This window comes from Ruegeria sp. BE9, assembly GCF_056538765.1.
This window is the reverse complement of sequence record NZ_JBQFTS010000009.1, coordinates 139,399-164,376: the sequence shown is the minus strand read 5'-3', so window position 1 is coordinate 164,376 and position 24,978 is coordinate 139,399. Positions and strand designations below refer to the sequence as shown.

20 protein-coding genes are annotated in these 24,978 nt (G+C 54.5%); 14 read left to right on the top strand and 6 right to left on the bottom strand.

Features of this window, described 5'->3' with window-relative positions; all coding sequences use genetic code 11:
- The first annotated feature begins 116 nt into the window (after positions 1-116).
- Positions 117-1,769: a BCCT family transporter gene (locus tag ACR0EO_RS19990; protein ID WP_480692574.1), complete on the top strand. Its 1,653-nt coding sequence runs from the start codon at positions 117-119 to the stop codon at positions 1,767-1,769.
- Between the two features lie 110 nt (positions 1,770-1,879).
- Here the strand turns inward: ACR0EO_RS19990 and ACR0EO_RS19985 are convergent, their stop codons facing one another.
- The 4 genes from ACR0EO_RS19985 to ACR0EO_RS19970 form a co-directional block, all read right to left on the bottom strand.
- Positions 1,880-2,443: a TetR/AcrR family transcriptional regulator gene (locus ACR0EO_RS19985; protein ID WP_480692573.1), complete on the bottom strand. Its 564-nt coding sequence runs from the start codon at positions 2,441-2,443 to the stop codon at positions 1,880-1,882.
- A gap of 180 nt (positions 2,444-2,623) precedes the next feature.
- Positions 2,624-3,292 carry a cupin domain-containing protein gene (locus ACR0EO_RS19980; RefSeq protein ID WP_480692572.1) on the bottom strand — a complete coding sequence of 223 codons (669 nt, stop codon included), beginning with the start codon at positions 3,290-3,292 and terminating at the stop codon, positions 2,624-2,626.
- A 35-nt stretch (positions 3,293-3,327) separates the two neighbouring features.
- Positions 3,328-3,948 (bottom strand): glutathione S-transferase family protein, encoded by a 621-nt coding sequence (locus tag ACR0EO_RS19975; RefSeq protein ID WP_480692571.1) that lies wholly within the window; start codon positions 3,946-3,948, stop codon positions 3,328-3,330.
- Between the two features lie 122 nt (positions 3,949-4,070).
- On the bottom strand, positions 4,071-4,958 hold the full coding sequence (locus ACR0EO_RS19970) for a LysR family transcriptional regulator (protein WP_480692570.1): 888 nt from the start codon (positions 4,956-4,958) through the stop codon (positions 4,071-4,073).
- Positions 4,959-5,073: 115 nt separating this feature from the next.
- Here ACR0EO_RS19970 and ACR0EO_RS19965 point away from each other — a divergent pair, with 115 nt between their 5' ends.
- The 5 genes from ACR0EO_RS19965 to ACR0EO_RS19945 all read left to right on the top strand — a co-directional run bounded on the left by ACR0EO_RS19965 (position 5,074) and on the right by ACR0EO_RS19945 (position 13,605).
- Positions 5,074-5,697, top strand: a complete 624-nt coding sequence (locus ACR0EO_RS19965) for a glutathione S-transferase family protein (RefSeq protein ID WP_480692569.1) — start codon at positions 5,074-5,076, stop codon at positions 5,695-5,697.
- A gap of 66 nt (positions 5,698-5,763) precedes the next feature.
- Positions 5,764-7,821, top strand: a complete 2,058-nt coding sequence (locus ACR0EO_RS19960; RefSeq protein WP_480692568.1) for an FAD-binding oxidoreductase — start codon at positions 5,764-5,766, stop codon at positions 7,819-7,821.
- A 115-nt stretch (positions 7,822-7,936) separates the two neighbouring features.
- A complete protein-coding gene (locus tag ACR0EO_RS19955; RefSeq protein ID WP_480692567.1) occupies positions 7,937-9,040 on the top strand; it encodes an asparaginase in 1,104 nt (367 codons plus the stop codon).
- Between the two features lie 279 nt (positions 9,041-9,319).
- Positions 9,320-10,444, top strand: coding sequence for an efflux RND transporter periplasmic adaptor subunit (locus ACR0EO_RS19950; protein WP_480692566.1), 1,125 nt, complete (start codon positions 9,320-9,322; stop codon positions 10,442-10,444).
- Positions 10,445-10,500: 56 nt separating this feature from the next.
- Positions 10,501-13,605, top strand: a complete 3,105-nt coding sequence (locus ACR0EO_RS19945) for an efflux RND transporter permease subunit (protein WP_480692565.1) — start codon at positions 10,501-10,503, stop codon at positions 13,603-13,605.
- Positions 13,606-13,617: 12 nt separating this feature from the next.
- Here the strand turns inward: ACR0EO_RS19945 and ACR0EO_RS19940 are convergent, their stop codons facing one another.
- The gene (locus ACR0EO_RS19940) at positions 13,618-14,253 is read right to left on the bottom strand and encodes a glutathione S-transferase (RefSeq protein WP_480692564.1); all 636 of its coding nucleotides are present in this window, start codon (positions 14,251-14,253) and stop codon (positions 13,618-13,620) included.
- A gap of 188 nt (positions 14,254-14,441) precedes the next feature.
- Here ACR0EO_RS19940 and ACR0EO_RS19935 point away from each other — a divergent pair, with 188 nt between their 5' ends.
- From ACR0EO_RS19935 to ACR0EO_RS19905, 7 genes are all read left to right on the top strand, one after another.
- Entirely contained in the window at positions 14,442-15,041 is a 600-nt protein-coding gene (locus tag ACR0EO_RS19935) for a helix-turn-helix domain-containing protein (protein WP_480692563.1), read from the top strand.
- Between the two features lie 144 nt (positions 15,042-15,185).
- The gene (locus ACR0EO_RS19930; protein WP_480692562.1) at positions 15,186-16,769 is read left to right on the top strand and encodes an ABC transporter substrate-binding protein; all 1,584 of its coding nucleotides are present in this window, start codon (positions 15,186-15,188) and stop codon (positions 16,767-16,769) included.
- 59 nt (positions 16,770-16,828) lie between these two features.
- Complete coding sequence (locus tag ACR0EO_RS19925; RefSeq protein WP_480692561.1) at positions 16,829-17,770, top strand: ABC transporter permease; 942 nt, start codon at positions 16,829-16,831, stop codon at positions 17,768-17,770.
- The gene (locus ACR0EO_RS19920) at positions 17,767-18,618 is read left to right on the top strand and encodes an ABC transporter permease (RefSeq protein WP_480692560.1); all 852 of its coding nucleotides are present in this window, start codon (positions 17,767-17,769) and stop codon (positions 18,616-18,618) included. Before ACR0EO_RS19925 ends, ACR0EO_RS19920 begins: the two co-directional genes overlap by 4 nt.
- 3 nt (positions 18,619-18,621) lie before the next feature.
- The gene (locus ACR0EO_RS19915) at positions 18,622-19,614 is read left to right on the top strand and encodes an ABC transporter ATP-binding protein (RefSeq protein WP_480692559.1); all 993 of its coding nucleotides are present in this window, start codon (positions 18,622-18,624) and stop codon (positions 19,612-19,614) included.
- Positions 19,611-20,609 (top strand): ABC transporter ATP-binding protein, encoded by a 999-nt coding sequence (locus tag ACR0EO_RS19910; RefSeq protein ID WP_480692558.1) that lies wholly within the window; start codon positions 19,611-19,613, stop codon positions 20,607-20,609. The genes ACR0EO_RS19915 and ACR0EO_RS19910 overlap by 4 nt, the downstream gene beginning before the upstream one ends.
- A complete protein-coding gene (locus ACR0EO_RS19905; protein WP_480692557.1) occupies positions 20,602-22,401 on the top strand; it encodes an aminopeptidase P family protein in 1,800 nt (599 codons plus the stop codon). Before ACR0EO_RS19910 ends, ACR0EO_RS19905 begins: the two co-directional genes overlap by 8 nt.
- Before the next feature lie 18 nt (positions 22,402-22,419).
- Here the strand turns inward: ACR0EO_RS19905 and ACR0EO_RS19900 are convergent, their stop codons facing one another.
- Positions 22,420-23,307 (bottom strand): LysR family transcriptional regulator, encoded by an 888-nt coding sequence (locus ACR0EO_RS19900; RefSeq protein ID WP_480692556.1) that lies wholly within the window; start codon positions 23,305-23,307, stop codon positions 22,420-22,422.
- Between the two features lie 114 nt (positions 23,308-23,421).
- Between ACR0EO_RS19900 and ACR0EO_RS19895 the strand changes: the two genes are divergently transcribed.
- Positions 23,422-24,972, top strand: a complete 1,551-nt coding sequence (locus ACR0EO_RS19895) for an NADH-quinone oxidoreductase subunit L (protein ID WP_480692555.1) — start codon at positions 23,422-23,424, stop codon at positions 24,970-24,972.
- The last annotated feature ends 6 nt before the right edge of the window (positions 24,973-24,978 follow it).

The following is a 24,978-nucleotide window of genomic DNA, read 5'->3' as shown; positions in this document are numbered from 1 at the left end:
GCGTCTGCACCGCGGCACGCGTGGCAAAAGCGCAACCACACACAATTGAACGCGCCGTCAAGAAACCAACAGTACCTTCATAAAAAAATCCAAGAATGACATGGGAGGAAATCTAAATGTCAATCAAGCCACCCTTAACGGATCTGCCGATCAAAACGGCTGATCGGGGATTCTATTCGGGTTTCAGTATTGACGTCACGGTGACGTCAAAAATCATCGTTGGCCTCCTCGTAATATGGGCAGTTGCGTTTCCTGAGCAGGCAGGCACTGTATTGAGCGGCTTCAACAGCTTTATCCTGTCCAACTTTGGCACCTGGTACATCTACGTGATGGCGTCATTTGTGATCGTTTGTATCGGCCTTGCCCTTTGGCCGAGCGCGGGCCGCCTCAAACTTGGACAAGCCGAAGATGAACCGGAGTTTTCAAACTTTTCCTGGTTCTCAATGATGTTTGGTGCAGGCATCGGCGTTGGGATGCTGACCTGGGCGGTCGCAGAACCAGTTTACCACTTCCAAAACAATCCCGAGGTCATCCAGGGTCTGGCCGAAGGCGGAACGGAAGGCAACTTTCTGAATGCCTACCAGTACTCCTACCTTCATTGGGGCTTCTCGGCTTGGGCGTCCTACGCGATTGCTGGCCTTGCGCTTGCCTTCTTTGCGTATCGCCGTGGCCTTCCGCTGACGATCCGTTCATCCCTGACCCCGCTGTTTGGTTCCAAGCTTTCCGGACCGCTGGGCAGCCTGATCGACATCGTGGCCGTGATCGCCACTATTCTGGGTGTCGCTCAAACTCTGGGCTTCGGCGTTGAACAGTTTGTTGCAGGTATGAGCCGTATCGGTATCGGCAGCTGGTTGCTGAACAGCGAAGGCAATGCTTCTTCTATGGGCATCATCTTTGCGATCGTCGTAATTATGGGGGCGTCCACTCTGTCGGCGCTGTCCGGTGTGGGCAAAGGCATCAAGTGGCTCTCCAACTTGAACATGGGCTTGTCGATCTTCCTCTTGGGCTTCCTGATGCTGTTCGGATCAACATGGTTTGGCATTCAGGCGCTGTTCCTGGGCACTTGGGAATATCTGGTTGCATTGCCTTCGATGATGTTCACTGTCTACTCGGGTGACGGCACGGGCGGCGTTGCAGACAGCCTCGAAGGCTGGCAGGGCGCTTGGTCAGTCTTCTACTGGGCATGGTGGGTTGCATTTGCACCGTTCGTTGGCCTGTTCCTGGCACGTATCTCACGCGGCCGCACCATTCGCGAGTTCGTCCTGGGCGCTCTGATTGTTCCAGCGATCATGTGCTTTGTCTGGTTCTCCTTTGCTGGCGGTACCGCCATCGAAATGGAGCTGTCTGGAGCCGCAGGTGGCGAGATCTTTGGCGCAACTGATGGCGACAAGATCTTTGCAATGACCGGGCTGATCCTCGGCGAAGTTCTGGGCTGGGCAATGGCGGTTGTGATCGTTGTTCTGTTGATGACTTATCTGGTGACTTCGGCAGACTCGGCGGTCCTGATCGTCAACACCATCAACGCCGCGGGTGACGAAGGGCCAAAAGCTCGACCGCACATCATCTTCTGGGGCGTAGCGCTTGGCGCAGTTGTTGCTGCACTGTTGCTTGTTGGAGGTCTGAAAGCCATTCAAACAGCAATGGTTATAGGCGCATTACCCTTCTCACTGGTGATGGTCCTGATGTCGGTTTCGCTGGTTAAAGCCATCTATAGAGATGGCAAGCGCGAAGCGGCGGATATTCCAACAACGGCTCCGGCTGCAGAATAAACATGAAACACACCCAAGCCCGGCTTCAACCGGGCTTGGCATTCTGTTGAGTTCGAAAGAGACGCGGACTGGCACCAATTTCTTGTAGAGCCTGAAATCTTGATTAGTGTTCAGCAGCGAGATTTTAAGACCGCGACGGCTTCGTCGAATGTCTCTACATTCTCTTCCGCACGAGCGGTCAAATGAGCCCCTTCCAGCAATGCCAAAGCTCCTCGAGCTTCTGACTGTGGATCCAACACGCCCGCTATGGTTTTGTCTTGCTGACCCAAAGCAAAGATTGCCTCGATCTGACTGACCATCATTGCGCGGAAAGCTTTGATCTTGGCGATAACATCATCGGCCAAGCTCTCTCTGCTGCTGATAAGCGACACACATAGACACAGTGTTTTGCCGTTGTTCAACGCGTCTCGGTAGACTTCGATCAAGCCCAAAAGCTGCGCGGCAGCAGTGTCATTTGTTGCCCGGATTTTGTGGCACTGAGCTTCGAGCGTCGCGTGATACCTATCCATTAAAGCAGCCGACAGGGCCGCTTTGGTGGGAAAATGATAGTGGATGGATGCTTTGCGAATTCCCACAGCCTCGGCCAAATCGGCATAACTAAACCCATCGAAGCCGCGCGCCCGGGCAGCATGTTCGGCAACGTCCAGCAATGCTGTTCTGGTATCTGTCGTCATAAGCGCACATCCCCTTTTTGCAGCCCGCGCCAGAGCATGACCGTGACCACGTGCATTCTAGATTCGGGTATAGCTGTCATCCATTGCTTGGGGTAGGGGGCGCTGTAACGGCTTCTCCGCCCGATCAAACTTTGTTCGGACGGAGAGAAATCAAAAACGTCGATTTGCTACAGTACGTTTTCAAACCGCGGGCGGCTGTGCGAACGGTAGGTGCCCGGTCTTCATCCAAATCTTCGCACCCTCAGCTCCTGCGATGGCGCTCAGGCTTTCCCCTTCAGGCAAACGCAACCAATCATTTTTGCTCAGAACGTCAGCCCCGACTGTTAGCGATCCGCCGATGATCAACAGCTCAATTCCACCGGTGGCGTCAGACGTTAAAGTGGCCTGAGGATCGACATGGTGATAGGTGACAACCTCCCGCGCATCCTCGTGCAAAACGGCCGTGGCTATACCTCCGACAGTTGCACCTAGCTCCTCAGCCATATTTTTGCGGAATTGAGTGCGATCTTCCAAGTCGAACTGCCAGAGCTTGACAAAGATGGTACAGCCGGGCTCGGAACCGGGCGTATGTGACGATGTAGGGGGATTGCGGACATAAGTGCCTACCGGAAAGTCACCATGTTCATCCTGAAATACACCGTCCAATACGATGAATTCTTCTCCACCCGTATGCGTGTGGGCTGAAAACTTGCTGCCCGGAGCATAACGCACAATCGTCGTCGCCCGAGCAACCTCGCCACCCATCCGATCCAACATACGCCGATCAACACCTTTCATCGGCGAGGCTTGCCACTCCAACTGATCTGAATGAACGACGACGCGCGAGGAGAAATCCGAGTTTAGTTCCATGGGAAAGTATCCTTTTAACTCGAGGACAATTGAAGTTAAGCGGCGATAGAGGGGCGCGATGCCATTCTTGCACGCCAAGCGTGCAGGTTCTTCAGGTTTTCCGGGATTTCAATTTTAGCAAAATCGGCGAAGGCCAGGCCAGCGAATGCGGTGATGTCCGCAACCGAAAAGCTTTCTCCGGCAAGGTAATCGCTATTGGCCAAAACCGTATCCAAATAGACCATAGTGCGTTCGGCAACTTCCTTTTGCTTCTCGCCCCATTCGGCACATTGATAGGTTTCAAGATCAGGGCCCAATCCCGGAGTGGCGTGGTGAAAATAGGTGCTGACAGCGTTCAATAAACCATTTTCAGCACGCAGGTTCATCATTGAAATCGTCGCACGTTCCTTCGCTGTCACCCCGGTCAACGAAGGACCATCGAACTCAGCGTCGATATACTCCGTGATCGCATTGCACTGTGAAATGTGCGACCCGTCTGCTAGCTCGAGGCAAGGCACAACTGCATCTGGGTTCTTGGCCTTGAATTCCGGTGTCCGGTGCTCACCGCCCATGACGTCCACCGGAACGAATTCCACTTTGTCGGATGCCCCTTTTTCTGCAAGAGCGATACGGATACGAGCAGGGTTCGGGAAACCTTCGGTCTCATAAACTTTCATTTGGGTAACTCCTTTTTGCGACTACGTTGCACAACGACCTACCTATCGATAGGTAGTTTCGTGTGCAACCCTGTCCGCCCGTCGGTTTTTGAGAGATCACAGACTTGTGAGAATTAGCCGCGTCAGGTTCCGCGCAGTTGTTCAACCAAGTGGTCGATTAGGACCCGGATCCGCGCGGTTAGATGACGGTTTTGCGGATAGGCGGCGTAAAGCCCAAGTGTAATTGCTTCCTGATCCTCAAAGATCAGCTGCAAACGACCCGACCCTAAGAAAGGCCGGGCAGTATAGAGCGGTATACGTCCAATCCCAAGCCCGTCCGCCGCCATATTGGCCACCGCTCGTGGAGAGTTCGCCCGGAAGTTACCTGAAACCGCAATGTTCTTTACACCGTCCGGCCATTTGAAGGCCCAGTGATCTGTATTTGGACCGGTCGTTTGCAGCAGGCAGTTATGATTAGACAACGCCGTTGGATCCTCAGGCGTTCCGTGCAGCTCCAGATAGTCAGGAGAAACACAGCATACGATCCGCATATCCGTGAGTTTACGGGCGATCAAACTTGAGTCTTTGAGTGTCCCAAATCGAATGGCCAGATCATATCCCTCTTCGACCATCGACACGTGATGATCTGAAAGATGCAATTCAATAGAAACCTTTGGGTGGCTTGACTGAAAAGGCTTCAACAGGTGTATCAACTCTGCGGATCCAAACCCTGTTGGTGCAGTAATCCGAATCCGGCCTGCCAATTCCGACTGCCGTTGCTGAACAACGCCCTCCAGCTCATCAAATTGCTCTAACAACGGTAAGCAGCGTTCATAATATGCGCGACCGGTTTCAGTAAGAGTCACGCTGCGGGTTGTTCGGTTGAACAGTTGCGCATTCAGGCGGTCTTCAAGCTGCCCGACATATTTGCTGGCCAGTTTAGTGCTGATACCGATCTGGCGCGCGCCCTCAGTAAAGGACGAGTGTGCGGCAACCGCCGCAAATGTCCGCATGCCCTGTATAGTATCCATTATCTACGTCTTGTTCATAGTAATTCACTAAATGGGTATATTATCGCCCATCTGAAAGCAAACTAAGTCTGAAGCACACGAGCTGAACCTTAGAAAACGAAAAGTGAGCTTTCAGATGTCCAATACCATCCGCATACACAGCTTCCCCTTGTCGGGTCACGCACACCGAGCTGTTCTGTTTGCCAACCTTGCCGGCATTGAACACGAGGTTATTGATGTCGACCTTCCTGGAGGAGCGCACAAGAGCGACGCGTTTTTAGAAATGAACCCCGCCGGCCAAGTACCGGTGCTGGAAGACGACGACGTCGTTATCAGCGACAGCAACGCCATTCTCGTCTACCTAGCCCGCAAATACGCTCCGTCGTTTCTGCCCTCAGACCCAGTCCTTGAGGCCGAGGTGCAGAAGTTCCTGACCCTTGCTGCCGGCGAGATCGCCTTTGGCCCAGCTGCGGCACGACTGATTACCGTTTTCAATGCGCCTTTGGACGTGGACTTTACCCATGCAACGGCCGCAAAGGTTTTGGCAAAGCTCGACGCACACCTCGAGGGGCGCGAGTGGCTGGTTGGCGGGCAACCGTCGATCGCTGATATTGCGATCTACAGCTATACCGCACACGCCCCAGAGGGCGGCGTGTCGCTAGAACCTTATCCTAACGTCCGACGCCTCCTGTCGAACATCGAGGGTCTTGAAGGCTTTGTACCTATGCCCCGTACCGCAGCAGGATTGAACGCGGCCTAACCGCAACGCTGCCCACGGCCAGTTGCGCGTCAGCAACTGGCCACATCAAACCCATTGAGGTCTGCTATGAGCGCTCCATTCAAATCGGAAGAGTCCCCGTTTCACTCTGGTGAACGAGCAATGCAATCCCGTGTTGGAAAGCGGGACAAATTGGAAAAGATGGGTCGCGCTTTTATCCGCTCCTACATGCCCGATCAGCATCGTGAATTCTTCGGCAAGCTTCCCTTCATCGTGCTTGGCAGTGTCGATCAGGAGGGATGGCCTTGGGCGTCGATGCTATCGGCAAATCCTGGGTTCCTAAGTTCTCCGCATGACAAACAGCTGGATGTGAATGCGTGGCCTTTGGAGGACGACCCCCTCACAAAGGCGCTCAAAACCAACGCTCCTGTTGGTGCCGTCGGCGTTGAACTTTCGACCAGGCGCCGAAACCGTATGAACGCGATTGTAGATCAGGTCGGCGACAAGAGCTTTTCTCTGGGTGTGGTTCAATCCTACGGGAACTGCCCACAATACATTCAAACCCACGATGTCGACTTTGTTCGGGATCCGCAGGACTTTGTTGCTCACCAAACAACTGACCGATTTTTTGAACTGGATGAAAAAGCCCGTGGGGATATCGCCCAAGCGCATTCGTTTTATGTTTCCAGTTATAATGACACGCCGGGCCACAAAGGCGTGGATGTCTCGCATCGCGGTGGGCAAGCCGGATTTGTAAAGGTTGAAGGCAACAGCCTGCTGGTGCCTGACTTCTCGGGGAACAATTTTTTCAATACCTTGGGCAATTTTCTGGTGACTCCAAAAGCGGGACTTCTGTTTCCAGACTACCAAACTGGAGACCTGCTTATGTTGACAGGGACGGTCGAGGTTTTGTCAGAAAATCATCCTGACATTGCAGAGTTCCAAGGAGCAGACCGGGGCTGGCGGTTTGAGCTTGATCATGGTCTGAGGCTGTATGACGCCTTGCCGTTCAGAGCAGAGTTTCAAGAGTTTTCGACCAACAGTTTGATGGCAGACAGTTGGCAAGCAGTTGAAGATCGGCAAAAGGCCGAGGCGCAACGCAATCAGTGGCGATCTCTGCGCGTCACTTCCATCAAAGATGAAAGTGATGTGATCCGATCGTTCACACTCGACCCAACCGACGATCTGCCACTGTTACCTTTCGAGGCGGGCCAGTTCCTGACGGTCCGAACCAAGCCCGACGGCAAAACACCCGTCAGTCGTACATATACTGTTTCGTCCGCGCCACGAGATTATGGGTATCGGATATCGGTAAAGCGAGAGGATGAGGGTTTGGTATCCTCACACCTGCACGACAATTTAAAGGTCGGCGATCTGGTTGAAGTCAAAGCACCTAAGGGGCAATTCTACCTGAACGCCACCGAAACCCGCCCCGCAGTGCTGTTTGCTGGAGGGGTAGGGATCACGCCAATGATCTCAATGGTCCGCCACGTTTTGCACGAAGGCACAAGGACGCGCCACACGCGGCCGATAACGCTGTTTCATGCTGCGCAAACTGTTGGGCAACGCGCATTCTACAACGACTTACGCGAAGCCGAAATCAGCAGCGGCGGCGCGGTTCGCTATGTTTCGATCATCGAACGACCGGAAGAAACCTCAATCACCGGGGAGGACTTTGACTTTGCCGGTTACATCACGTCGGACTTGGTCCGCGATACTCTGGCGTTCGATGACTACGACTTCTACCTTTGCGGCCCGCCGGTTTTCATGCAGGCCGTGTATGACTTGCTTCTCGATCTTGGCGCACGTGACGAGCGGATATTCGCAGAGGCCTTTGGCCCGGCGTCGCTAAAGCGTCGCATGAGCGGCACCGCCACGTACAAACCAGAACCTGAGGCCGAAGAAGTATCGGTTACCTTCAAAGCATCCGGTCAAAAAGTGCAGTGGGAAAAGGGCGATGCTACACTTCTGGAAACTGCTGAAGCCCAAGGTTTGGCACCCCCGTTTTCGTGCCGCTCCGGATCATGCGGCAGCTGTCTGACACGCAAAATTGCGGGTACTGTATCCTACCGAACGCAGCCAACGGCAGATCATTCCGAGGACGAGGTTCTGATCTGCTGTGCCGTTCCAGCACAGGGTTCTGATCCGGTGGTTCTGGATCTTTGAGCGTACGACTGATTGGTACGTTTAGCGCAATCTTATAGCGACTGGAAATCGCACCGAGGGTTGAAATGACATGATCGCCGGGTAAGAGTTCCCGGAGCAATTTAAGAGAAAGATCATGGCTTTACTTCGGTTTTTGTTGTCGACCTTCGCCAGCGTGACACTGCTGGTGCCCGGTTCTGCGAGCGCCGACCAGGCCTCGAAGCTCGAATTTGCCTCCCAACGGCCAGAACTGCCTTCGGTGGCTATCGTCGCCACCGGAGGAACGATAGCCGAGCGAACAGACCCCAAAACTGGCGGAGCAGTTCCCGCTGTCTCAGCCAAAGATCTTGTTGAAGCGGTGCCAAATTTATCAAAGTTGGCCAACGTCGGGGTACTGCAAGCCAGTAACATTGACTCGTCTCAAATGACCCCGATGGATTGGGCTCGTCTAAGTGTGTCTTTGGACGAAATCCTGGCCCGTCCTGATATCGGTGGCGCCGTTGTAACACATGGAACAGATACCATGGCCGACGGCGCTTTTTTCGTGGATGTAACGCTAAAAAGTAATAAGCCCGTAGTGTTCACCGGGGCGATGAATGATGCTTCAAGCCCTAACCCAGACGGACCGGGCAACATCAACGACGCCGTGGTTCAGGTGCTGTCGCCTAACGCGCAGAACTGGGGCGTTTCTGTTACATTGAACAGATATGTCAACTCAGCACGACACGTGCGCAAAACCCAGACGACCAATGTCCAGACGTTCAATTCAGGCGAGAAGGGGTATCTTGGGTATATCTTCGACGACCAGGTTCAGCGGATCAACGATCGCCTGAACCGAGTACGGATGCCCTTACCTAACCCGCTCCCCCAGACCCTACCGGACGTACCTCTGATCATGGCTTATGCGGGATCTGACGGGCGGTTTCTACGTCACGCAGTCGATACCGGGGCCAAAGGGATCGTAGTGAACGGCGTAGGTGCGGGTAACGTAAACTCGGAGATGTTTGATGCGATCAAATACACTTTGAGCAAAGATATTCCCGTCGTCATCGCGACGCGGGTGTATCACGGTAATGTCGAACCAATCTACGGGGATGCCGGCGGAGGGGACACACTTGAAAAAGCTGGCTGTATTTTAGCCGGCGACCTGCCTGCCGCCAAAGCACGTTTACTGTTGATGATTGGGCTGTTGCACCATGAAGGTAATCTAGACGCGCTGCGGGACCTGTTTAAAACCTGACAAATTTGTACTGAGCACCAACGGCGACGCCACGCCAATGTGCTAAACTGTCGAACACAAACACGTGTGGCAGGAGTTTTTTACACCCAAAAAGTAAATTAGCTATTGCAATTTGTGCTTGGAAATCTCAGGGAAGGGCTATGCAGTGATAGCGCATGACATTTCTACCTGACCTGCATTGCGCTTTCGATGAGATCTGTCAAAACTTGCCCGCTCTGGTTAACGGTGGTCCCTGCAATTCAGTACTTGCTATTAGCCGTACAAAACGGAGATGCGAAAATGTTCAAAACCCGACGCTTCCTTTTGATGTCGATGGCAGCACTGCTTTCCGGCTTCGCATCTAACGCAGTCGCTCAATCAGCCGCACCCGTTCCCGTCACCGTCGTGACACTGGAAGCCAAAGACGTCACCTTGTTCTCTGAACTGCCAGGCCGCGTTGCAGCGTTGGGTGTGGCGGAGGTAAGACCGCAAGTATCCGGCATCATCGTTGAACGCATGTTCCAAGAAGGTGGCACAGTCGCGGAAGGCGACGCAATGTACCGGATCGATGACGACATTTATGACGCTCGTGTTCAGCAAGCCTCGGCTAGCGTAACGCAGGCGGAAGCGCGTCTGACGGCCGCTCAAAAAGAAGAAAAGCGGGTTGCAGAACTGCTACTTCGAAACGTCGCCAGCCAGCAGGCAGTGGATAGCGCGGTTGCTGAAAGAGACTCGGCTCAGGCCGCATTGCTGGTGGCCAAAGCGCAACTACAAGCCGCCAAAATCGACCTGCAACATACCGTAATCCGTGCGCCTCTGTCCGGTCGCGTCGGACGTGCACTCGCAACGCAAGGTGCGCTGGTAACCGCGCAGCAAGCGGAACCGCTGGCCGTAATTCGACAAATCGACAAGGTTTACGTGGACGTCGCAGTTTCAACTCAGGATGTGCTGCGTTTTAACCGGGCCATTGCGGATCAACCCGCGACCTTACAGTCGCTGGATCCTACTGTTACGGTAACGCTGGCTGATGGATCGACTTTTGATCAGACCGGAACCGTTCTTGCGGCTGAACCGCAGGTCGACCCTCAAACTGGCGTGTCGGTTCTGCGGATCGAATTCCCGAACCCCAAGCAAATTGTCCTTCCCGGCATGTATGTTACCGCGCATCTTCCGTTCGAAGTACTGCAAGGCGCCATACTCGCCCCGCAACAGGGCGTCGCGCGTAACCGACGCGGGCAACCTACTGCCATGGTTGTCGACGAGAACAACACCGTGGCCGAGCGTATCCTGACAGTCAGAGGCACAGAAGGTGACAAATGGATCGTCACAGATGGGCTTAAGGCGGGTGACCGACTGATCGTGGCCGGGCTGCAAAAGATAGGAATTGGGGCGACTGTAGCCCCAACCGAAGAACCTGACGCCTGAACCACGCTTCCTAAGTGAAACGTTCGGCTTCCTGCAACTGAATGTGAAAGCAATCCATGGCACGCTTCTTTATTGATCGACCTGTTTTCGCGTGGGTCATCTCGATTTTGCTTATGGGCGTCGGTGTCCTGTCCGTCCTAAGTTTGCCGGTGTCCCAGTACCCGCAAATTGCCCCGCCCACAGTAGATGTAAATGCATCCTACTCTGGGGCATCTGCCGAGACGGTGAACAACACTGTAACTCAGGTCATCGAAGAACAGATGACGGGATTGGATGGGTTGCGCTACATCAACTCCTCCTCGACATCGACAGGGGCGTCATCGGTCACGCTGACTTTTGAAACGGGCACAGACCCTGATATCGCGCAGGTCCAAGTTCAAAATAAACTGAGCCAAGCCACTCCGTTGCTTCCCGAAACGGTGCAAAGGCAGGGTGTCACCGTGCAAAAGTCCTCAGGTGGCTTCCTGCTCGTTGCGGCGCTTGTGTCGACAGACAATCGTCTGGATGCAGTCGATTTGTCGGATTACCTTGTTTCGAACATGGTCGACGAATTCAGCCGCCTTAGCGGTGTGGGCAATGTTCAGGTCTTTGGCGCGCAATACGCAATGCGGATATGGCTGAATCCGGAACAGCTGGCTGCCTTTGAGCTGACCCCATCTGACATCGTACAAGCCGTGTCTCAGGAAAACGCACAGGTGTCGGCAGGTTCTTTTGGCTCGCTTCCAGCAGTCGAAGGGCAGGCATTGAATGCGACGATTACAGCACAGTCGCTGCTATCCACCCCGGAAGACTTTGAGCAGATCGTCGTTCGCGCCGAAACCGATGGCGGCCTTGTGCTTTTGCGAGACGTAGCACGCGTTGAGATAGGGGCTGAAAGCTATACAACTTCGGCTTGGTACAACGGCAACCCAACAGCAGGCTTGGCCATTCAGCTTGCCTCAGGTGCAAACGCGCTGGATACGGCCGAAAGGGTGAAGCACAAGCTGGAAGAGGTCTCAGCCTATTTCCCTGAGGGTGTGGAATACGTCATCCCGTACGACACGACTCCGTTCGTCGAAATTTCGATTGAAGAAGTACTCCACACACTGATCGAAGCGATCGTCTTGGTCTTCTTGGTCATGTTCCTTTTCCTGCAAAACCTTCGCGCGACAATCATTCCGACGCTCGCCGTACCAGTTGTTTTGCTCGGGACCTTCGGGATCATTGCGGCTTTTGGTTTTACCATTAACACGTTGACTATGCTGGCAATGGTTCTGGCCATCGGCCTGTTGGTGGATGACGCCATTGTCGTTGTCGAAAACGTTGAACGCATCATGGAAGAAGAGGGGCTATCCCCATACGAGGCCACAAAGAAATCGATGGGTCAGATTACTGGCGCCCTGGTCGGTATCGCCCTTGTGTTGTCTGCAGTGTTCATTCCGATGGCGTTTTTCGGTGGCTCAACCGGGGTTATTTACCAACAGTTTTCGATCACCATCGTCTCGGCCATGATGCTGTCCGTTGTGGTGGCGCTGACACTTACGCCCGCCTTGTGCGCCACGATGCTGCGCAAGCCAGATCACGACAAGCGCAATCGCGGACTGTTCGGATGGTTCAACCGAGGCTTCGACAACCTGACTGAGCGTTATTCTTCACTCGTAGGTTTCTCGATCAGGCGCCCGGTGCGTGTTGGACTGATCTACCTTTTGATTGGCGTTGCGATGGTTTTCCTTTTTGCCCGCACTCCCACCGGCTTTTTGCCCGAGGAAGATCAGGGCATCCTGTTCACGCTTGTTCAGGGCCCCACTGGTTCGACCGCCGAGTCGACCGAAGCGGTGCTTGAACAGATCGAGCAGTATTACATGGAAAACGAGGCTGAGAATGTAGCTTCGGTCTTTACCGTGCGCGGCTTTAGCTTTGCCGGGCAGGGGCAGAACATGGGTCTGGCATTTATCAGCCTAACAGACTGGGACGAGCGCAAAACGCCTGATCGCAGCGTTCAGGCCATTGCCGGTCGGGCATTTGGTGCGTTTTCGCAAATTCAAGAAGCGCTGGTCTTCCCTATCGTACCGCCGGCGGTGATTGAACTTGGTAACGTCAGTGGATTTGACTTCTACCTTCAGGCACGCGACGGCCAAGGTCATGAAGAGTTGATCCAAACAAGAAACCAACTGATGGGCCTTGCTGCGCAAAGCGAAAAGATTGCCTCGATCCGCCCAAACGGGCTTGAAGACGCTGCGCAGTTCAACATCAACCTAGATTGGCGAGCCGCAGGCGCAATGGGGTTGTCTGCTCAGGAAGTGGGTGAGCTATTGTCAGTTGCTTGGGCAGGGCGATACGTGAACGACTTCTTGGATCGGGGACGGATCAAGCGAGTGTATGTTCAAGGCGACGCGCCTTACCGCATGGTCCCCGAAGATATTGGAGCATGGCGGGTGCGCAATAATTCCGGCGGGCTCGTTCCGTTCTCAAACTTCTCGACAACGAACTGGCAGTACGGTCCGCAAGGGTTGTACCGATACAACGGGGTTTCGGCCATTCAGCTTCAGGGCAGCCCGGCAGGCGGCTTTACAACCGGCGAGGCTATGGCAGAGATTGAAACGCTGGCCGAGCAACTTCCGCCGGGTTACCAAATTGCCTGGACAGGCTTGTCTCTGGAAGAACGAGAGTCTGGCGACCAGGCAGGGATGCTATACCTTCTGTCTCTTGCGGCAGTGTTCTTATGTCTCGCAGCACTATATGAAAGCTGGACCATTCCATTCGCCGTTATGCTAGCCATGCCGATTGGCATAACCGGGTCACTGACCGGGGCCTGGCTTGGCGGGTTTGAGAATGGCGTGTATTTTCAGGTTGCGCTGCTCACAGTCATTGGCCTGACAGGCAAAAACGCCATTCTAATCGTGGAATTTGCGCGCGATAAAGTCGAAGCAGGGGAGCCTCTGTTCCAAGCGGTTCGAGACGCGGCGCATCAGCGGTTCAGACCCATCTTGATGACGTCGATGGCCTTCTCGTTAGGAGTGCTGCCGTTGGTATTGTCCACAGGCGCCGGCGCCGGTGGACGCACAGCGATGGGATCGGGCGTTATGGGAGGCGTGATTTCGGCCACCGTATTGGGCGTTATCTTTGTTCCGGTCTTCTTTGTCGTGATCTATCGATTGGTAAGACGCGTGGCTGCGGACTAACACCGCAGCCAGTTATTCTCCGAACAAAACTTGCGCGCCGTCTTCAGACCACGGCGCGTACTTGTTCATTATACCCACGAAAAGCGCGCTGTCTAAAAAGCGGCCCAACCAACCGCGCAAATGTGGCCAAGGCTGCGCGTCGAACCACGCTCGGTCGATGTGAGCAAACTGCCGAACAAATGGCAGCAAAGCCAGATCGGCTATCGTCGCGCGCTCACCAAACAGCCACATGCGACCGTTCAGACGATCATCCAAACGCCTAAGGTGCATGGCCGCCTTTTCCCGTTCCTCTGTCGCGTCCAGATCTGGATAGCGGGTAGAATACTTCGTGTGGTCCAACGCATCCTTAAATGGGCCATCGTTAGTTGCGATCAATTCCCAACCTTCTGCAGGCATATCCAAAAGACCCAGCGGATCATTTTGTTCCAGCGCCCAGATCATGATGTCTAGGCTTTCATCCAGAACCCGGTCGTGCAGTCGCAGGGCAGGCACTGTGCTTGAGTCTGAAGTTTCCAAAAACGCCTTAGGCTTGTCCCGCAACAGGATTTCGCGCAACTCTACAGCTGTCCCTGAGCTGGCAATGGCCAGCCGTGCACGCATAGCATACGGACAACGACGAAATGACCAGAGGATCGGGTGTTTGCTCATGTTCGGATCAGACCTTTTTGATTAGTTATGAAATGTCGCGCGACATTCGCAACATATGAATACTCTTTCCCACACCTCCTGAAAACAAAGGCTAATAGCCTGATTTTAGCATGACTAAAAAATTTTTTGATCTTTCTGCAGTTTTTATATTCAATGGGTGAGATAACTAAAACCGCAGGAGACACCACATGTCAGCTCCAACCGAGCGTGCCAAATCCAAATCAAAAGGCAAGCCGACCGAGCTAGGGCAAGCCATTCGCAGACGCCGAAAAGCCATGAGCATGACGTTGGAACAGGTGGCCAAGTCTGCCGATCTTACAACGGGTTTCCTATCGCAGGTGGAGCGGGGGATAAGTTCACCTTCGCTGACTTCTTTGATGGCGATCGCAGCAGCGCTGCAAACCAGTATCGAACAACTTCTGAGCGTACCCAAGGTATTCTCGGAATACGTTCCCAAAGATAAGCGCCAAACTTATTCTCTTGGAACGCGCGGGCGTTTTTATGAAAAGCTGGGCCCTGGCTTTTCAGGTGCGTTGTTTCATCCGCAGATCGTTCACCGGCCCGCTGGTCACGTTTCAGAAAAGATGTGCCATGACGGTGAGGCATTCTGCTATTTGCTCTCTGGACAGCTGGAATATCACCTCGGGGACCAGATTTTTATCATGTCCCCCGGAGATGTCGTTCATCACGATACCTCAGCGCGGCATTATTCCGTCGTATTGGGTGAAACAGAGGCGGTCGAGTTGTGGGTCACAACTTCACCGATAAAAGACAGCGGGACTTCTTAACCTACTCTGGAAGGTGAAAAAACTGTCACCTTGAACGTATTAGTAAAATTTTTTCATTCTTTACTAAAATTTTCTTTAGTAAATTTAAGAATCACTTATTGTCTCTCGCAAGTTTGACAAAGATTTTTGCGGGAGGAGAAAAGAATGAAGCTCAAGACGGTATTGGGATTAACCGTTGCTGCGGCTCTGGCAGTGCCGGCTATGGCGCAGGAAAGAGGGGGCACGCTCAACTTTGCCCGTTATGACGGATCACGGCTGATCGACCCCATTTATGCAGATCGCAATCCGGATATCTGGATGGTTGGCAGCCTGTTCGATACCTTGCTTCGCGGTAGTGCCGACGGAAATTCAGTCGAACCAGGTTTGGCCGAAAGCTATTCGGTTTCCGACGACGGGAAGACGGTCACTCTAACCTTGCGCGAAGGTGTCGTTTTTGCTGATGGGACACCCATGTCTGGTGAGGACATTGTTTTCTCGTTGGATCGCGCCCGCAACCCGGACCTAAGCCCTTGGGCAGGTTTGCTGGGTTCGATTGACTCAGTGTCAGCAGACGGAAACGCGATCAATATTGCGTTGAACGCGCCGGATCCAACGATCCTGTCGATGTTGGCCACCTTCAACACGGCTATCGTGTCTAAGGCTGCTTTTGATGCGGCTGCTGGTGATACCGATCAAGACAAATCTGCTGCTATCTTTGCTGCAACGACTGCCGGGGTCGGCTCTGGCCCTTTCTATCTTTGCGGTTTCGAACAAGGCGCCTCGATGGATTTTTGTGCCAACGAAAATTACTGGCGCATGGGTTCGGACGGCAAAGCCCTTCCGTATCTTGATGGTGTGCACTTCGAGATTGTGCCCGATGACGCTACCCGAATTCTTCGACTACAGGCCGGAGAGGTAGATGCGGCCGAGTTCATCCCCTTCAGCCGTGTGGCAGAGCTGGAGGCCGATCCAAATATCGACATGCAGCTTTATCCGTCGACGCGGATCATTTACTCGCCGATCAACACGCGTGACGCCCGCGCAGACGGCTCACCCAACCCGTTGGCTGACCCACGCGTACGGCAGGCACTGAACTACGGCACCAACAAAGACGCTCTGATCGGTGTGGTTCTTCACGGAGCTGGGCAGCCCATGAGCTCACCGCTTATGGCAAAGGCGACGCAATACGCCGCCGACCTGGGCCCGCTTTATTCCTATGATCTGGAAAAGGCCAAAGCGCTTATTTCAGAAGCGGGCATTCAGCCGGGAACCGAGGTGACTCTGACTACTCTGGCTGGATCGGCGGATGATGCCACGATCTTTGCCGCTCTTCAGCAGATGTGGGGCGAGTTGGGCATCAACCTTGTCGTAGAACAGGTGGACGGTGCCACTCGCGGTGCCAAAAACCGGTCTGGTGAGTTCGATATTCACACTTATGGCTGGGTGAATGACGTAAACGACCCAAGCCAGGTTGTGGGTTGGCTAGGATATACGCCAACCGCCAAAGCTGTTGGCACGGGCTGGGAAAACTCCGAGTTCAACGCCCTGTTCGAAGAAGCTGCGAACGAGATGGACCCCGAGGCCCGCAAGGCCAAATTTGCCAAGATGCAAGAGATTTATGCCGAAGCAGCACCATTGCTGTTCATGTATGAGACGCCTTTTGCCGTGGCATTGGGGACCGCCGTCGACGGATACGTACAAACGCCTCTGGGCAATAATATCTTCGACGAAGCGACTATAAGCCGTTAACCTCTGACCCCCTCAACCCGTCGCCTACGGGCGGCGGGTGAATTTTGCGGAGCCAGCGTTTGTCCAGCCTATCCTATATATTCAAGCGTCTACTTCTGATGATCCCGACCTTTATTCTGGTCATGGTGATCATCTTTCTTTTGGTACGTATGTTGCCCGGCGATCCAGCAATTGCCATGGCTGGCGACCGTGCCTCGGACGCTGATATTCAAGCCATTCGCGAACGGCTTGGCCTGACACAGCCTATGTTTGTGCAATTCTGGCTGTTTCTTACCAATACGCTACAGGGGGATTTGGGGCGGTCCATCCTGATGCGCACTGATGTCACAACGGTCATCGCTGATCGACTGCCCATTACCGTGTTTCTGACGATCTATTCGGTGGTTTTGTCTCTCTTGATTGCCGGGCCTCTGGCCTTTGTGGCGGCACTGAACCGCGGACGTTGGCCTGACGCAGTGATCCGCACTGTTTTCCAGATCGGTCTGTCGATGCCAGTCTTCTATATCGGATTGGTTTTACTGACCTTTCTCGCCGCCCAACTGCGCCTGTTTCCTGTCGGCGGATATGGGGACACCTTTGGAGAGCGGCTCTACCACCTGTTCCTGCCGTCAGTGACCGTGGCGCTCTATACTTCGGCCATCATCATGCGGAACCTACGCAGCGCGATCATTGAGGTTCTGGACGCCGAATATGTCCAATTCGCCCGCGCCAAAGGATTGCCCGCGCGTCTGATCTTGGGGCGGCATGTGCTGCGGAATGCCTTGATCTCAACCGTAACTCTGTTGGGCCTGTCCATCGGCAACCTGATGAGCGGCACTCTGGTCACCGAAACGGTATTTGCTGTTCCAGGGATGGGACGTTTGATGCTCGAAGCCATCTTTGCCCGTGATTACCCCCTGATCCAGGGGCTGACCCTTACCTTCGCCCTGCTGGTGTCGCTGGTCTTTCTCATGACGGACCTGTTCCAGAGCCGTCTTGACCCAAGGATGCGCCTACAATGAGTGATGCGACCTTCACCCCCACACAGCCCACGTTTTTACAGAGGGCCCTGCGCAAGCCCGGGTTTGTTGCCGGACTGATCATCATTGGGTTCTCGATCCTTTTGGCCATCTTTCCGGGCTTTTTTGCCCCGTATGATCCCAACGCGATTGATTACCTTGCGGTCCGGCAACCACCCTCATGGGCGCATCCCTTCGGCACGGATTTGTTGGGGCGGGATAGCTTGTCTCGCGTGATCTGGGCCTATCAGGTGAACATGCAGATGGCTATTTTCGGAACAGTCTTCGCGCTTGTGACTGGCGTCATTATTGGGGCTTTAGTCGGATACTATCGAGGTATCGCTGACCTGATCTTTGGCCGGATTGTGGATGCAGTGATCACCTTCCCATTCCTTGTTCTGGTTATCGCCGTTGTTGCGGTTCTAGGGCCGGGATTGGTCAACATGTATATCGCGATTTCGGTCGTCTACTGGGTGTACTACGCACGCCTGATGCGAGCTGAAGTGATCGCGCAAATGGGCAACGACTATGCCGCCGCTGGTGTTGTCATGGGCTACTCCGACAAGCGCATCATCTTTCGCCACCTGCTGCCCAACGCGATAACTCCTGTAATCGTCTACTGGATGACCGATATGGCGTTGGTGATCCTGCTTGGCTCATCGCTAGGCTACCTCGGCTTGGGTGCTCAGCCACCGCAGGCAGAATGGGGTGTTCTGATCGCCGAAGGTCGCAATTTTATCTCAACAGCATGGTGGCTGAGTCTGATGCCCGGCGTTGCCATCGTTTTGACAGGGCTGGGCTTCTCGCTTTTGGGCGACGGGCTGGCCGATTTACTGAGACCGCGAGGGTAGGGGATGGAGCATCATACACCGATACTCGAAGTTGACGGCCTGAACACTACTTTTCATCGCGCTGGCCGGCCCCTTCCGGCCTTGCGAGATGTCCGTTTCTCGGTTGCGCGTGGAGAAGTTCTGGGGCTGGTTGGTGAAAGTGGATCAGGCAAGAGCGTCACCTTACGGTCTATCATAGGGCTCGCACGGCGTTACGGCGACGTCACCGGCGAAGTACGCTGGCAAGGGCGCGACCTAGTGGGAATGCCAGATCGAGCCTTGCGCCAAATCCAAGGCCGCGAGATCGCAATGATCTTTCAGGAGCCGATGACTTCTCTCAACCCACTCCTCACGGTTGGTCTTCAACTCGAAGAAACTCTTCGCGCGCATACAGATTTGTCCCAATCTGCGCGCCGCGACCGAGCCATTGAGATGTTGGATCTTGTTGGCATCCCTTCGGCTGCACAAAGGTTAAAGGACTACCCGCACCAGTTTTCAGGCGGGATGCGGCAACGCGTGATGATCGCCATTGCGCTTGCTGCAAATCCCAAGCTGTTACTGGCGGATGAGCCCACAACGGCCTTGGATGTGACCATTCAGGCACAGATCCTCGATTTGATCCTGCGGTTGGCTCAGGACATGGATATGGGCGTTGTTTTGGTGACCCATGATCTGGGCGTAGTGGCCCAAACGTGTGACAACGTTGCTGTTATGTATGCCGGTCGGATAGTCGAACAGGGTTCGGTTCGCGGTGTGCTGAAAGACCCACGCCATCCGTACACGGTTGGGCTAATGCGGTCCGTACCGGAAAATCTCCCCCCACGCACACCTCTTTATTCGGTGCCGGGTGTTCCGCCCAGCCTTGATGCTCTGCCGCAGGGATGCGCCTTTGCGCCACGCTGCGCCACCTGCATAGCGGCCTGTACTGAGGACCGCCCGCCTCTGACAATCGTTACAGAGGGTCGAAACGTTGCATGCTTTAACCCGGCCACCAATTCGCAGGGGAATGCCGCATGACAGAGTCCGTGCTTCAGATTCGCGACCTGCATCTGCGGTTCCCGCTTGGGCGCAGCATGGCCGATGTGGCCATGGGGCGTCCGGGCCGTGTCGTCAATGCGCTGAACGGTGTCAGCCTTGATCTGAGCCGCGGCGAAACGCTTGGCGTCGTCGGGGAATCCGGCTGTGGGAAATCCACTTTGGCGCGCTGCATCGTTCGCCTCTACAAGCCGAGCAAAGGCGAGGTGCGTTTTGATGGGCAGAACATCTTTGACGCAAAACAACAATCGGATCGCAGCTATAACCGCCGTGTCCAGATGATGTTCCAGGACCCATATTCCTCACTCAACCCACGCATGACGACAGGCCAAATTCTGGCCGAGGCGCTTCGGGTCCATGAAATGCGCCCTGACGCACAAATTCCTGCACGAGTAGCCGAGCTTTTGGAGCTGGTTCGTCTACCACAAGACGCGCAGCACAAACTGCCCCACGAGTTTTCCGGTGGGCAACGTCAGCGCATCGCAATTGCCCGAGCTTTGGCGGTTGAGCCAGAAGTGCTCATAGCCGACGAACTGGTTTCTGCATTGGACGTCTCGGTTCAGGCGCAAGTAGTCAACCTGCTGCTGGAGTTACAGCAAGAGCTTGATCTTACAATCCTATTTGTCGCGCATGACCTGCGTCTTGTCAGACACGTGTCTAATCGGGTGGCCGTGATCTACCTCGGCCGTATTGTTGAGATCGGAGACAGCGAAACACTGTTTTCAGACCCAGCTCATCCCTATAGTCAGGCGCTTTTGTCTGCGGCTCCATCGCTGGACCCGGATGATCGTGGTAGGGCAACGAAACTCGAAGGGGAACTTCCTTCGCCGCTAAACATGCCATCCGGTTGCCCGTTCCACGTTCGCTGTCGATACGCGAGCGAAATTTGCAAAAACCAGGTTCCAACCTTGCTGCCTTACAAAGGTAGAGGGGATGTGGCCTGTCATCACGTTGAAGAGATCAATGCACATGCTTGATGCCCCCAATTCCAATCGTGGCCCCATCGTCGCTGCCTTGCGGGCAGAGTTGCAGGCCCAAGGATTGGACGCATTCATCCTGCCCCGCTACGATGCTTATCAAGCAGAGTATGTGGCACCCCATGACGAACGCTTGGCCTATGTCACTGGCTTTACCGGTTCCGCGGGCATGGCGATTATCACAATGGAAACGGTCGCAGTTTTTGTCGACGGCCGCTACGTCGTCCAGGCAACCAACGAATGCCCTGCGCCCTTGTTCACACACAAACACCTGTACGACGATCCGCCGGAACACTGGCTTTCTGAACAGGCGCAGGTTGGATGGCGTGTCGGCTTTGATCCAATGCACCTACCGCCGGTTTTTCTTGATAGGTTCATGAGTGCATTGCCAAAAGCAGCATTGGTTGCGGTGAAAGAGAACCCTGTTGATGCGGTTTGGACCAATCAGCCTCCGGCACCGATGAACAAGATAGAACCTTTCCCCCTTCAGTTGTCCGGCAAGACGGCACAAGACAAAATCGCAGACCTCGTCCAAGAAATGCAAAGAATGGGGGCTGGCTTGCTGGTTGAAACGCAACCGGACAATATTGCCTGGTTGCTGAATGTCCGAGGCGCAGATGTCGCTTTTAACACGGTGCCGCAGTCATTTTTGCTGCTGGATGCATTCGGGCAGGTGCAGTGGTTTGTCGCTGCGCAAAAGCTGGACCAGAACGTCATCGACCATCTACCCGAGAACGTTCGCGTAAGTAAGCCCGCGGACTTTTTGTCGACGCTTGAAGCCAGCAGCAAGCCGGGGCAGGGGGTTTTGTTCGATCCCGCATTTTCACCAGCTGCGGTCCGGATGACCCTGGAACACACCACTGCCGACCAGATGCCACATCCTAGTCTGCTAACGTCGGCCAAGGCACACAAGAACCCTGTTGAAATAGAAGGGATGCGTGCCTGCCATATCGCGGACGGCATCGCCTGGACCGAGTTCTGCGCCTGGTTGGCGACCGAGGTGCCAAACCGGGCCAAATTGGGTGATCCATTGACCGAACGCGTTGCAGAGCAGGCAATGCACGATTTTCGGCAAGCGCAGCCCGGTTTTCTGGAAGAGAGCTTCAACCCGATCTCAGCAGCAGACGGGAATGCCGCGATGTGCCATTATGCGACACAAGAAGGCAACACAGTGCCGCTCCGTAAGGACGGCACATACCTTCTGGATTCAGGCGGACAATATGAAACTGGAACAACGGATGCTACGCGTAGCTTCGCCTTTGGCGCTGAGCGGCCTGAGGGATACGATCGTGCATACACGGCTGTTTTCAAAGCCTTTCATGCACTTGCTACCCTGCGTTTTCCACCCGGCACTCAGGGACACCACATCGACGCGATCTGCCGCCGCCCATTGTGGGATCTAGGTCTGGACTACGATCACGGAACTGGTCACGGAGTCGGCCATCGCCTGTCGGTGCATGAGCACCCTCAACGCATCGGAAAACCCTATAACCCTGTAGATCTGGCACCCGGCATGATCCTGTCCATTGAGCCCGGATATTATGAGACCGACTGCTTTGGCATTAGGATCGAAAACCTGTTCGTAGTCACGAAGGCTGAAGACGGGTTTCTAGAGTTTTCAAATCTCACTTGGTGTCCGATTCAGACCGATATGCTGATACCCGACATGCTGACCTCAGCTGAACGTGAATGGTTGAATACGTACCACGCGAACCTGTTAGATCTTATTGGCCACGGCCTTTCGGCTTCTGCTTTGGAATGGGCAAAACGGGCATGTACACCGCTGTTGTGAGGGTGACTTGCGGAACTCTTACGACAGCAGAGACTCGTGGTTGAAGGACAACAGGGAACGCACCAAAGGATTGGGGAACCTCCGCCGCAGAGTTATTGCATAAAAGGTTTCCTTTATCCGAGGATGTTCCTTTGCCTCCACAAGTCGGCCAGACGTCAATTCATCAGTCACGACGATCGGAGCCACCAACGCAAGACCGATGTCCTCTCGGGCCAGAAGGCGCATCATGGCCATATCGTCCACTTCGGCGGCGACTTGGGGCCGCTCTGACATGCGGCTGGCCATCGCATCAAAAGCTGTTCGCACGCTGTTGTCAGTGGTCGGTAAAATAAAGGGTTGTTCACCAAGCAACTCTTTGATCGGCTTCTCCGGGTCAAGTCGCTGTGGTGTCCCAACAATACTGACAGCTTGTTCGGCGATCTGGTGTGTTTCGTATGGCGTCAGGCTATCATCAGGCGGTGGGCGATTCATTAGAACCAAGTCAAGATTCAGCGTCTCGAGCCCCTCCAACAGTTCCGCCGGGCTTCCGGAGCGCAGGATCACCTCGACATCCAACCGAGATAAAATCGGCCTCAGAAACCCTATCTGAAAGTTGCGTGATAAGGTCGACAGGGCCCCAACACGCAATGCCTTACGATCCTGCACCGCCTCGTTCAGCGTAGCGACAAGCTCTTGCCCCGTTGAAAAAATCGCATCTGCATGGTCCAGAGTAATCCGCCCAGCCTCGGTCAGATAAAGCTGCCGGCCCCGCCGTTCAAAAAGCGCATGCCCCAAGCGTTCTTCCAACTGTTTGATTTGCACAGATAGCGCAGACTGAGACAAGTTTAAGCGCTGCGCAGTTCGGGTCAGATTTCCGTCATGCGCAACCGCCCAGAAATAACGCAGATGATGATAGTTCAGTGGCATATCATTCTATTTATTAGAACGAAACATCACAAACAATGTATTTTTAATGGCGTAATTTCTGTCCTAACTGGATGCCCCAAGGCACTTGCCCACAAGAACCAAGGGACATTCCTCATGCTGTATCTCTATCTCCCCCTACTCAGCCCGTTGGTGCTGATTGCGGCCGCTCTTTATGCGTCACGCCACCCCGGAATTCGGCCGGGTCGCATCCCACAGCTGGTCGAAGCCGCTGCATTCGTCGCCTTTATGACCTCAGTGCTGTCAGTTACTGCCTTAATGCTGAACGGTCCCGGCACGTCTGGATTGATAGGTGCATTCGGGCTCGGGATCTCAGTCCGGTTGGATGCCGTAAGCGCTGTGATGCTGACATTGGTCAGTTTTATCGGCTGGGTCGTTCTGCGCTACTCAGCGACTTATATGGACGGAGAGGCAAGGCAGGGAATGTTCACAAGTTGGATGGCCGCAACCCTGGCTTCCGTCCTGATCCTGGTGATGTCCGGCAACCTAGTTCAACTGCTTGCTGCGTGGATAGCGACCAGTGTTTTCCTTCATCGATTGCTGCTGTTCTATCCAGATCGCGCAACCGCACAGCGCGCAGCGCGCAAGAAAACGGTTGTCGCAAGGTCGAGCGAAGTGTTGCTGGCTGTTGCCCTCATTCTGCTGGCTGCAACAACGGGCACCACAGATATCCAAACGATCCATGGAACCATTCAACCCGGTTGGACGACAGCAATTGCGGCGCTTTTAATTGCCTTCGCAGCAGTCTTAGCCTCGGCGCAATTTCCTGTTCACGGCTGGCTGACCGAAGTGATGGAGGCTCCGACCCCAGTCTCAGCCTTGTTGCACGCCGGAGTAATAAACGCGGGCGGTTTCTTGTTGATCCGGTTTGCGGATGTGATGCTCGTCGCACCAGGTGTGATGGCATTGTTAGTTATGTTGGGCGGTTTCACTGCACTGTTCGGCGGGTTGGTGATGCTGACGCAGCCTGCTGTCAAAACCTCGCTTGCATGGTCCACGATCGCTCAGATGGCCTTTATGATAATGCAATGTGGGCTGGCCCTGTTCCCATTGGCGCTGCTGCATATCGTGGCGCATTCGCTATATAAGGCGCACGCCTTCCTGAGTTCCGGAGAAGCCGTAAAAAATGTGGCTGCCATACGTCGGCCCGGCCCAGTCGCCGTTCCCAGCGCAAGCAACGTACTAAGGGCCTTCGCCACGGCCATTGTAATCTATGGCCTTGTGGGTTTCGTGCTGGGCTTTGATGGTAAATCCGTGCAAGCTATCGCCCTCGGTGTGATCCTTATCTTTGGCGTTGCATACCTTCTGGCACAGGGTTTTGCCGACGCCGCCCCGCGGGAATTGACACGAAGGACAGTGACTTACGCATTGGTCACCTCAGTCAGCTACTTCGCGCTGCAGGTGATCGCACAGCACGTCACCGCAGGGACACTACCCGCCGCCCCAACACCCGGTCCGTTGGAGTGGGCCTTGATTGTGCTCGCTCTTTGCAGCTTTGGCATGGTCGCCGTAGCGCAGGCTACTTTCCCGCTTTGGGCGTCGCACCCAGCGGCCGCAGGACTGCGGGTTCACCTTTCCAACGGGCTCTATGCCAACGCAATTTTCGACAAGCTTCTGGACGGTTGGTCCAAACGCTCGGCAGTCTGAAGAGGA

Excerpts from the sequence above, each read along its gene's own strand:
- ACR0EO_RS19990 (WP_480692574.1), top strand. The coding sequence starts at position 117 with ATGTCAATCAAGCCACCCTTAACGGATCTGCCGATCAAAACGGCTGAT.
- ACR0EO_RS19985 (WP_480692573.1), bottom strand. The coding sequence starts at position 2,443 with ATGACGACAGATACCAGAACAGCATTGCTGGACGTTGCCGAACATGCT.
- ACR0EO_RS19980 (WP_480692572.1), bottom strand. The coding sequence starts at position 3,292 with ATGGAACTAAACTCGGATTTCTCCTCGCGCGTCGTCGTTCATTCAGAT.
- ACR0EO_RS19975 (WP_480692571.1), bottom strand. The coding sequence starts at position 3,948 with ATGAAAGTTTATGAGACCGAAGGTTTCCCGAACCCTGCTCGTATCCGT.
- ACR0EO_RS19970 (WP_480692570.1), bottom strand. The coding sequence starts at position 4,958 with ATGGATACTATACAGGGCATGCGGACATTTGCGGCGGTTGCCGCACAC.
- ACR0EO_RS19965 (WP_480692569.1), top strand. The coding sequence starts at position 5,074 with ATGTCCAATACCATCCGCATACACAGCTTCCCCTTGTCGGGTCACGCA.
- ACR0EO_RS19960 (WP_480692568.1), top strand. The coding sequence starts at position 5,764 with ATGAGCGCTCCATTCAAATCGGAAGAGTCCCCGTTTCACTCTGGTGAA.
- ACR0EO_RS19955 (WP_480692567.1), top strand. The coding sequence starts at position 7,937 with ATGGCTTTACTTCGGTTTTTGTTGTCGACCTTCGCCAGCGTGACACTG.
- ACR0EO_RS19950 (WP_480692566.1), top strand. The coding sequence starts at position 9,320 with ATGTTCAAAACCCGACGCTTCCTTTTGATGTCGATGGCAGCACTGCTT.
- ACR0EO_RS19945 (WP_480692565.1), top strand. The coding sequence starts at position 10,501 with ATGGCACGCTTCTTTATTGATCGACCTGTTTTCGCGTGGGTCATCTCG.
- ACR0EO_RS19940 (WP_480692564.1), bottom strand. The coding sequence starts at position 14,253 with ATGAGCAAACACCCGATCCTCTGGTCATTTCGTCGTTGTCCGTATGCT.
- ACR0EO_RS19935 (WP_480692563.1), top strand. The coding sequence starts at position 14,442 with ATGTCAGCTCCAACCGAGCGTGCCAAATCCAAATCAAAAGGCAAGCCG.
- ACR0EO_RS19930 (WP_480692562.1), top strand. The coding sequence starts at position 15,186 with ATGAAGCTCAAGACGGTATTGGGATTAACCGTTGCTGCGGCTCTGGCA.
- ACR0EO_RS19920 (WP_480692560.1), top strand. The coding sequence starts at position 17,767 with ATGAGTGATGCGACCTTCACCCCCACACAGCCCACGTTTTTACAGAGG.
- ACR0EO_RS19915 (WP_480692559.1), top strand. The coding sequence starts at position 18,622 with ATGGAGCATCATACACCGATACTCGAAGTTGACGGCCTGAACACTACT.
- ACR0EO_RS19910 (WP_480692558.1), top strand. The coding sequence starts at position 19,611 with ATGACAGAGTCCGTGCTTCAGATTCGCGACCTGCATCTGCGGTTCCCG.
- ACR0EO_RS19905 (WP_480692557.1), top strand. The coding sequence starts at position 20,602 with ATGCTTGATGCCCCCAATTCCAATCGTGGCCCCATCGTCGCTGCCTTG.
- ACR0EO_RS19900 (WP_480692556.1), bottom strand. The coding sequence starts at position 23,307 with ATGCCACTGAACTATCATCATCTGCGTTATTTCTGGGCGGTTGCGCAT.
- ACR0EO_RS19895 (WP_480692555.1), top strand. The coding sequence starts at position 23,422 with ATGCTGTATCTCTATCTCCCCCTACTCAGCCCGTTGGTGCTGATTGCG.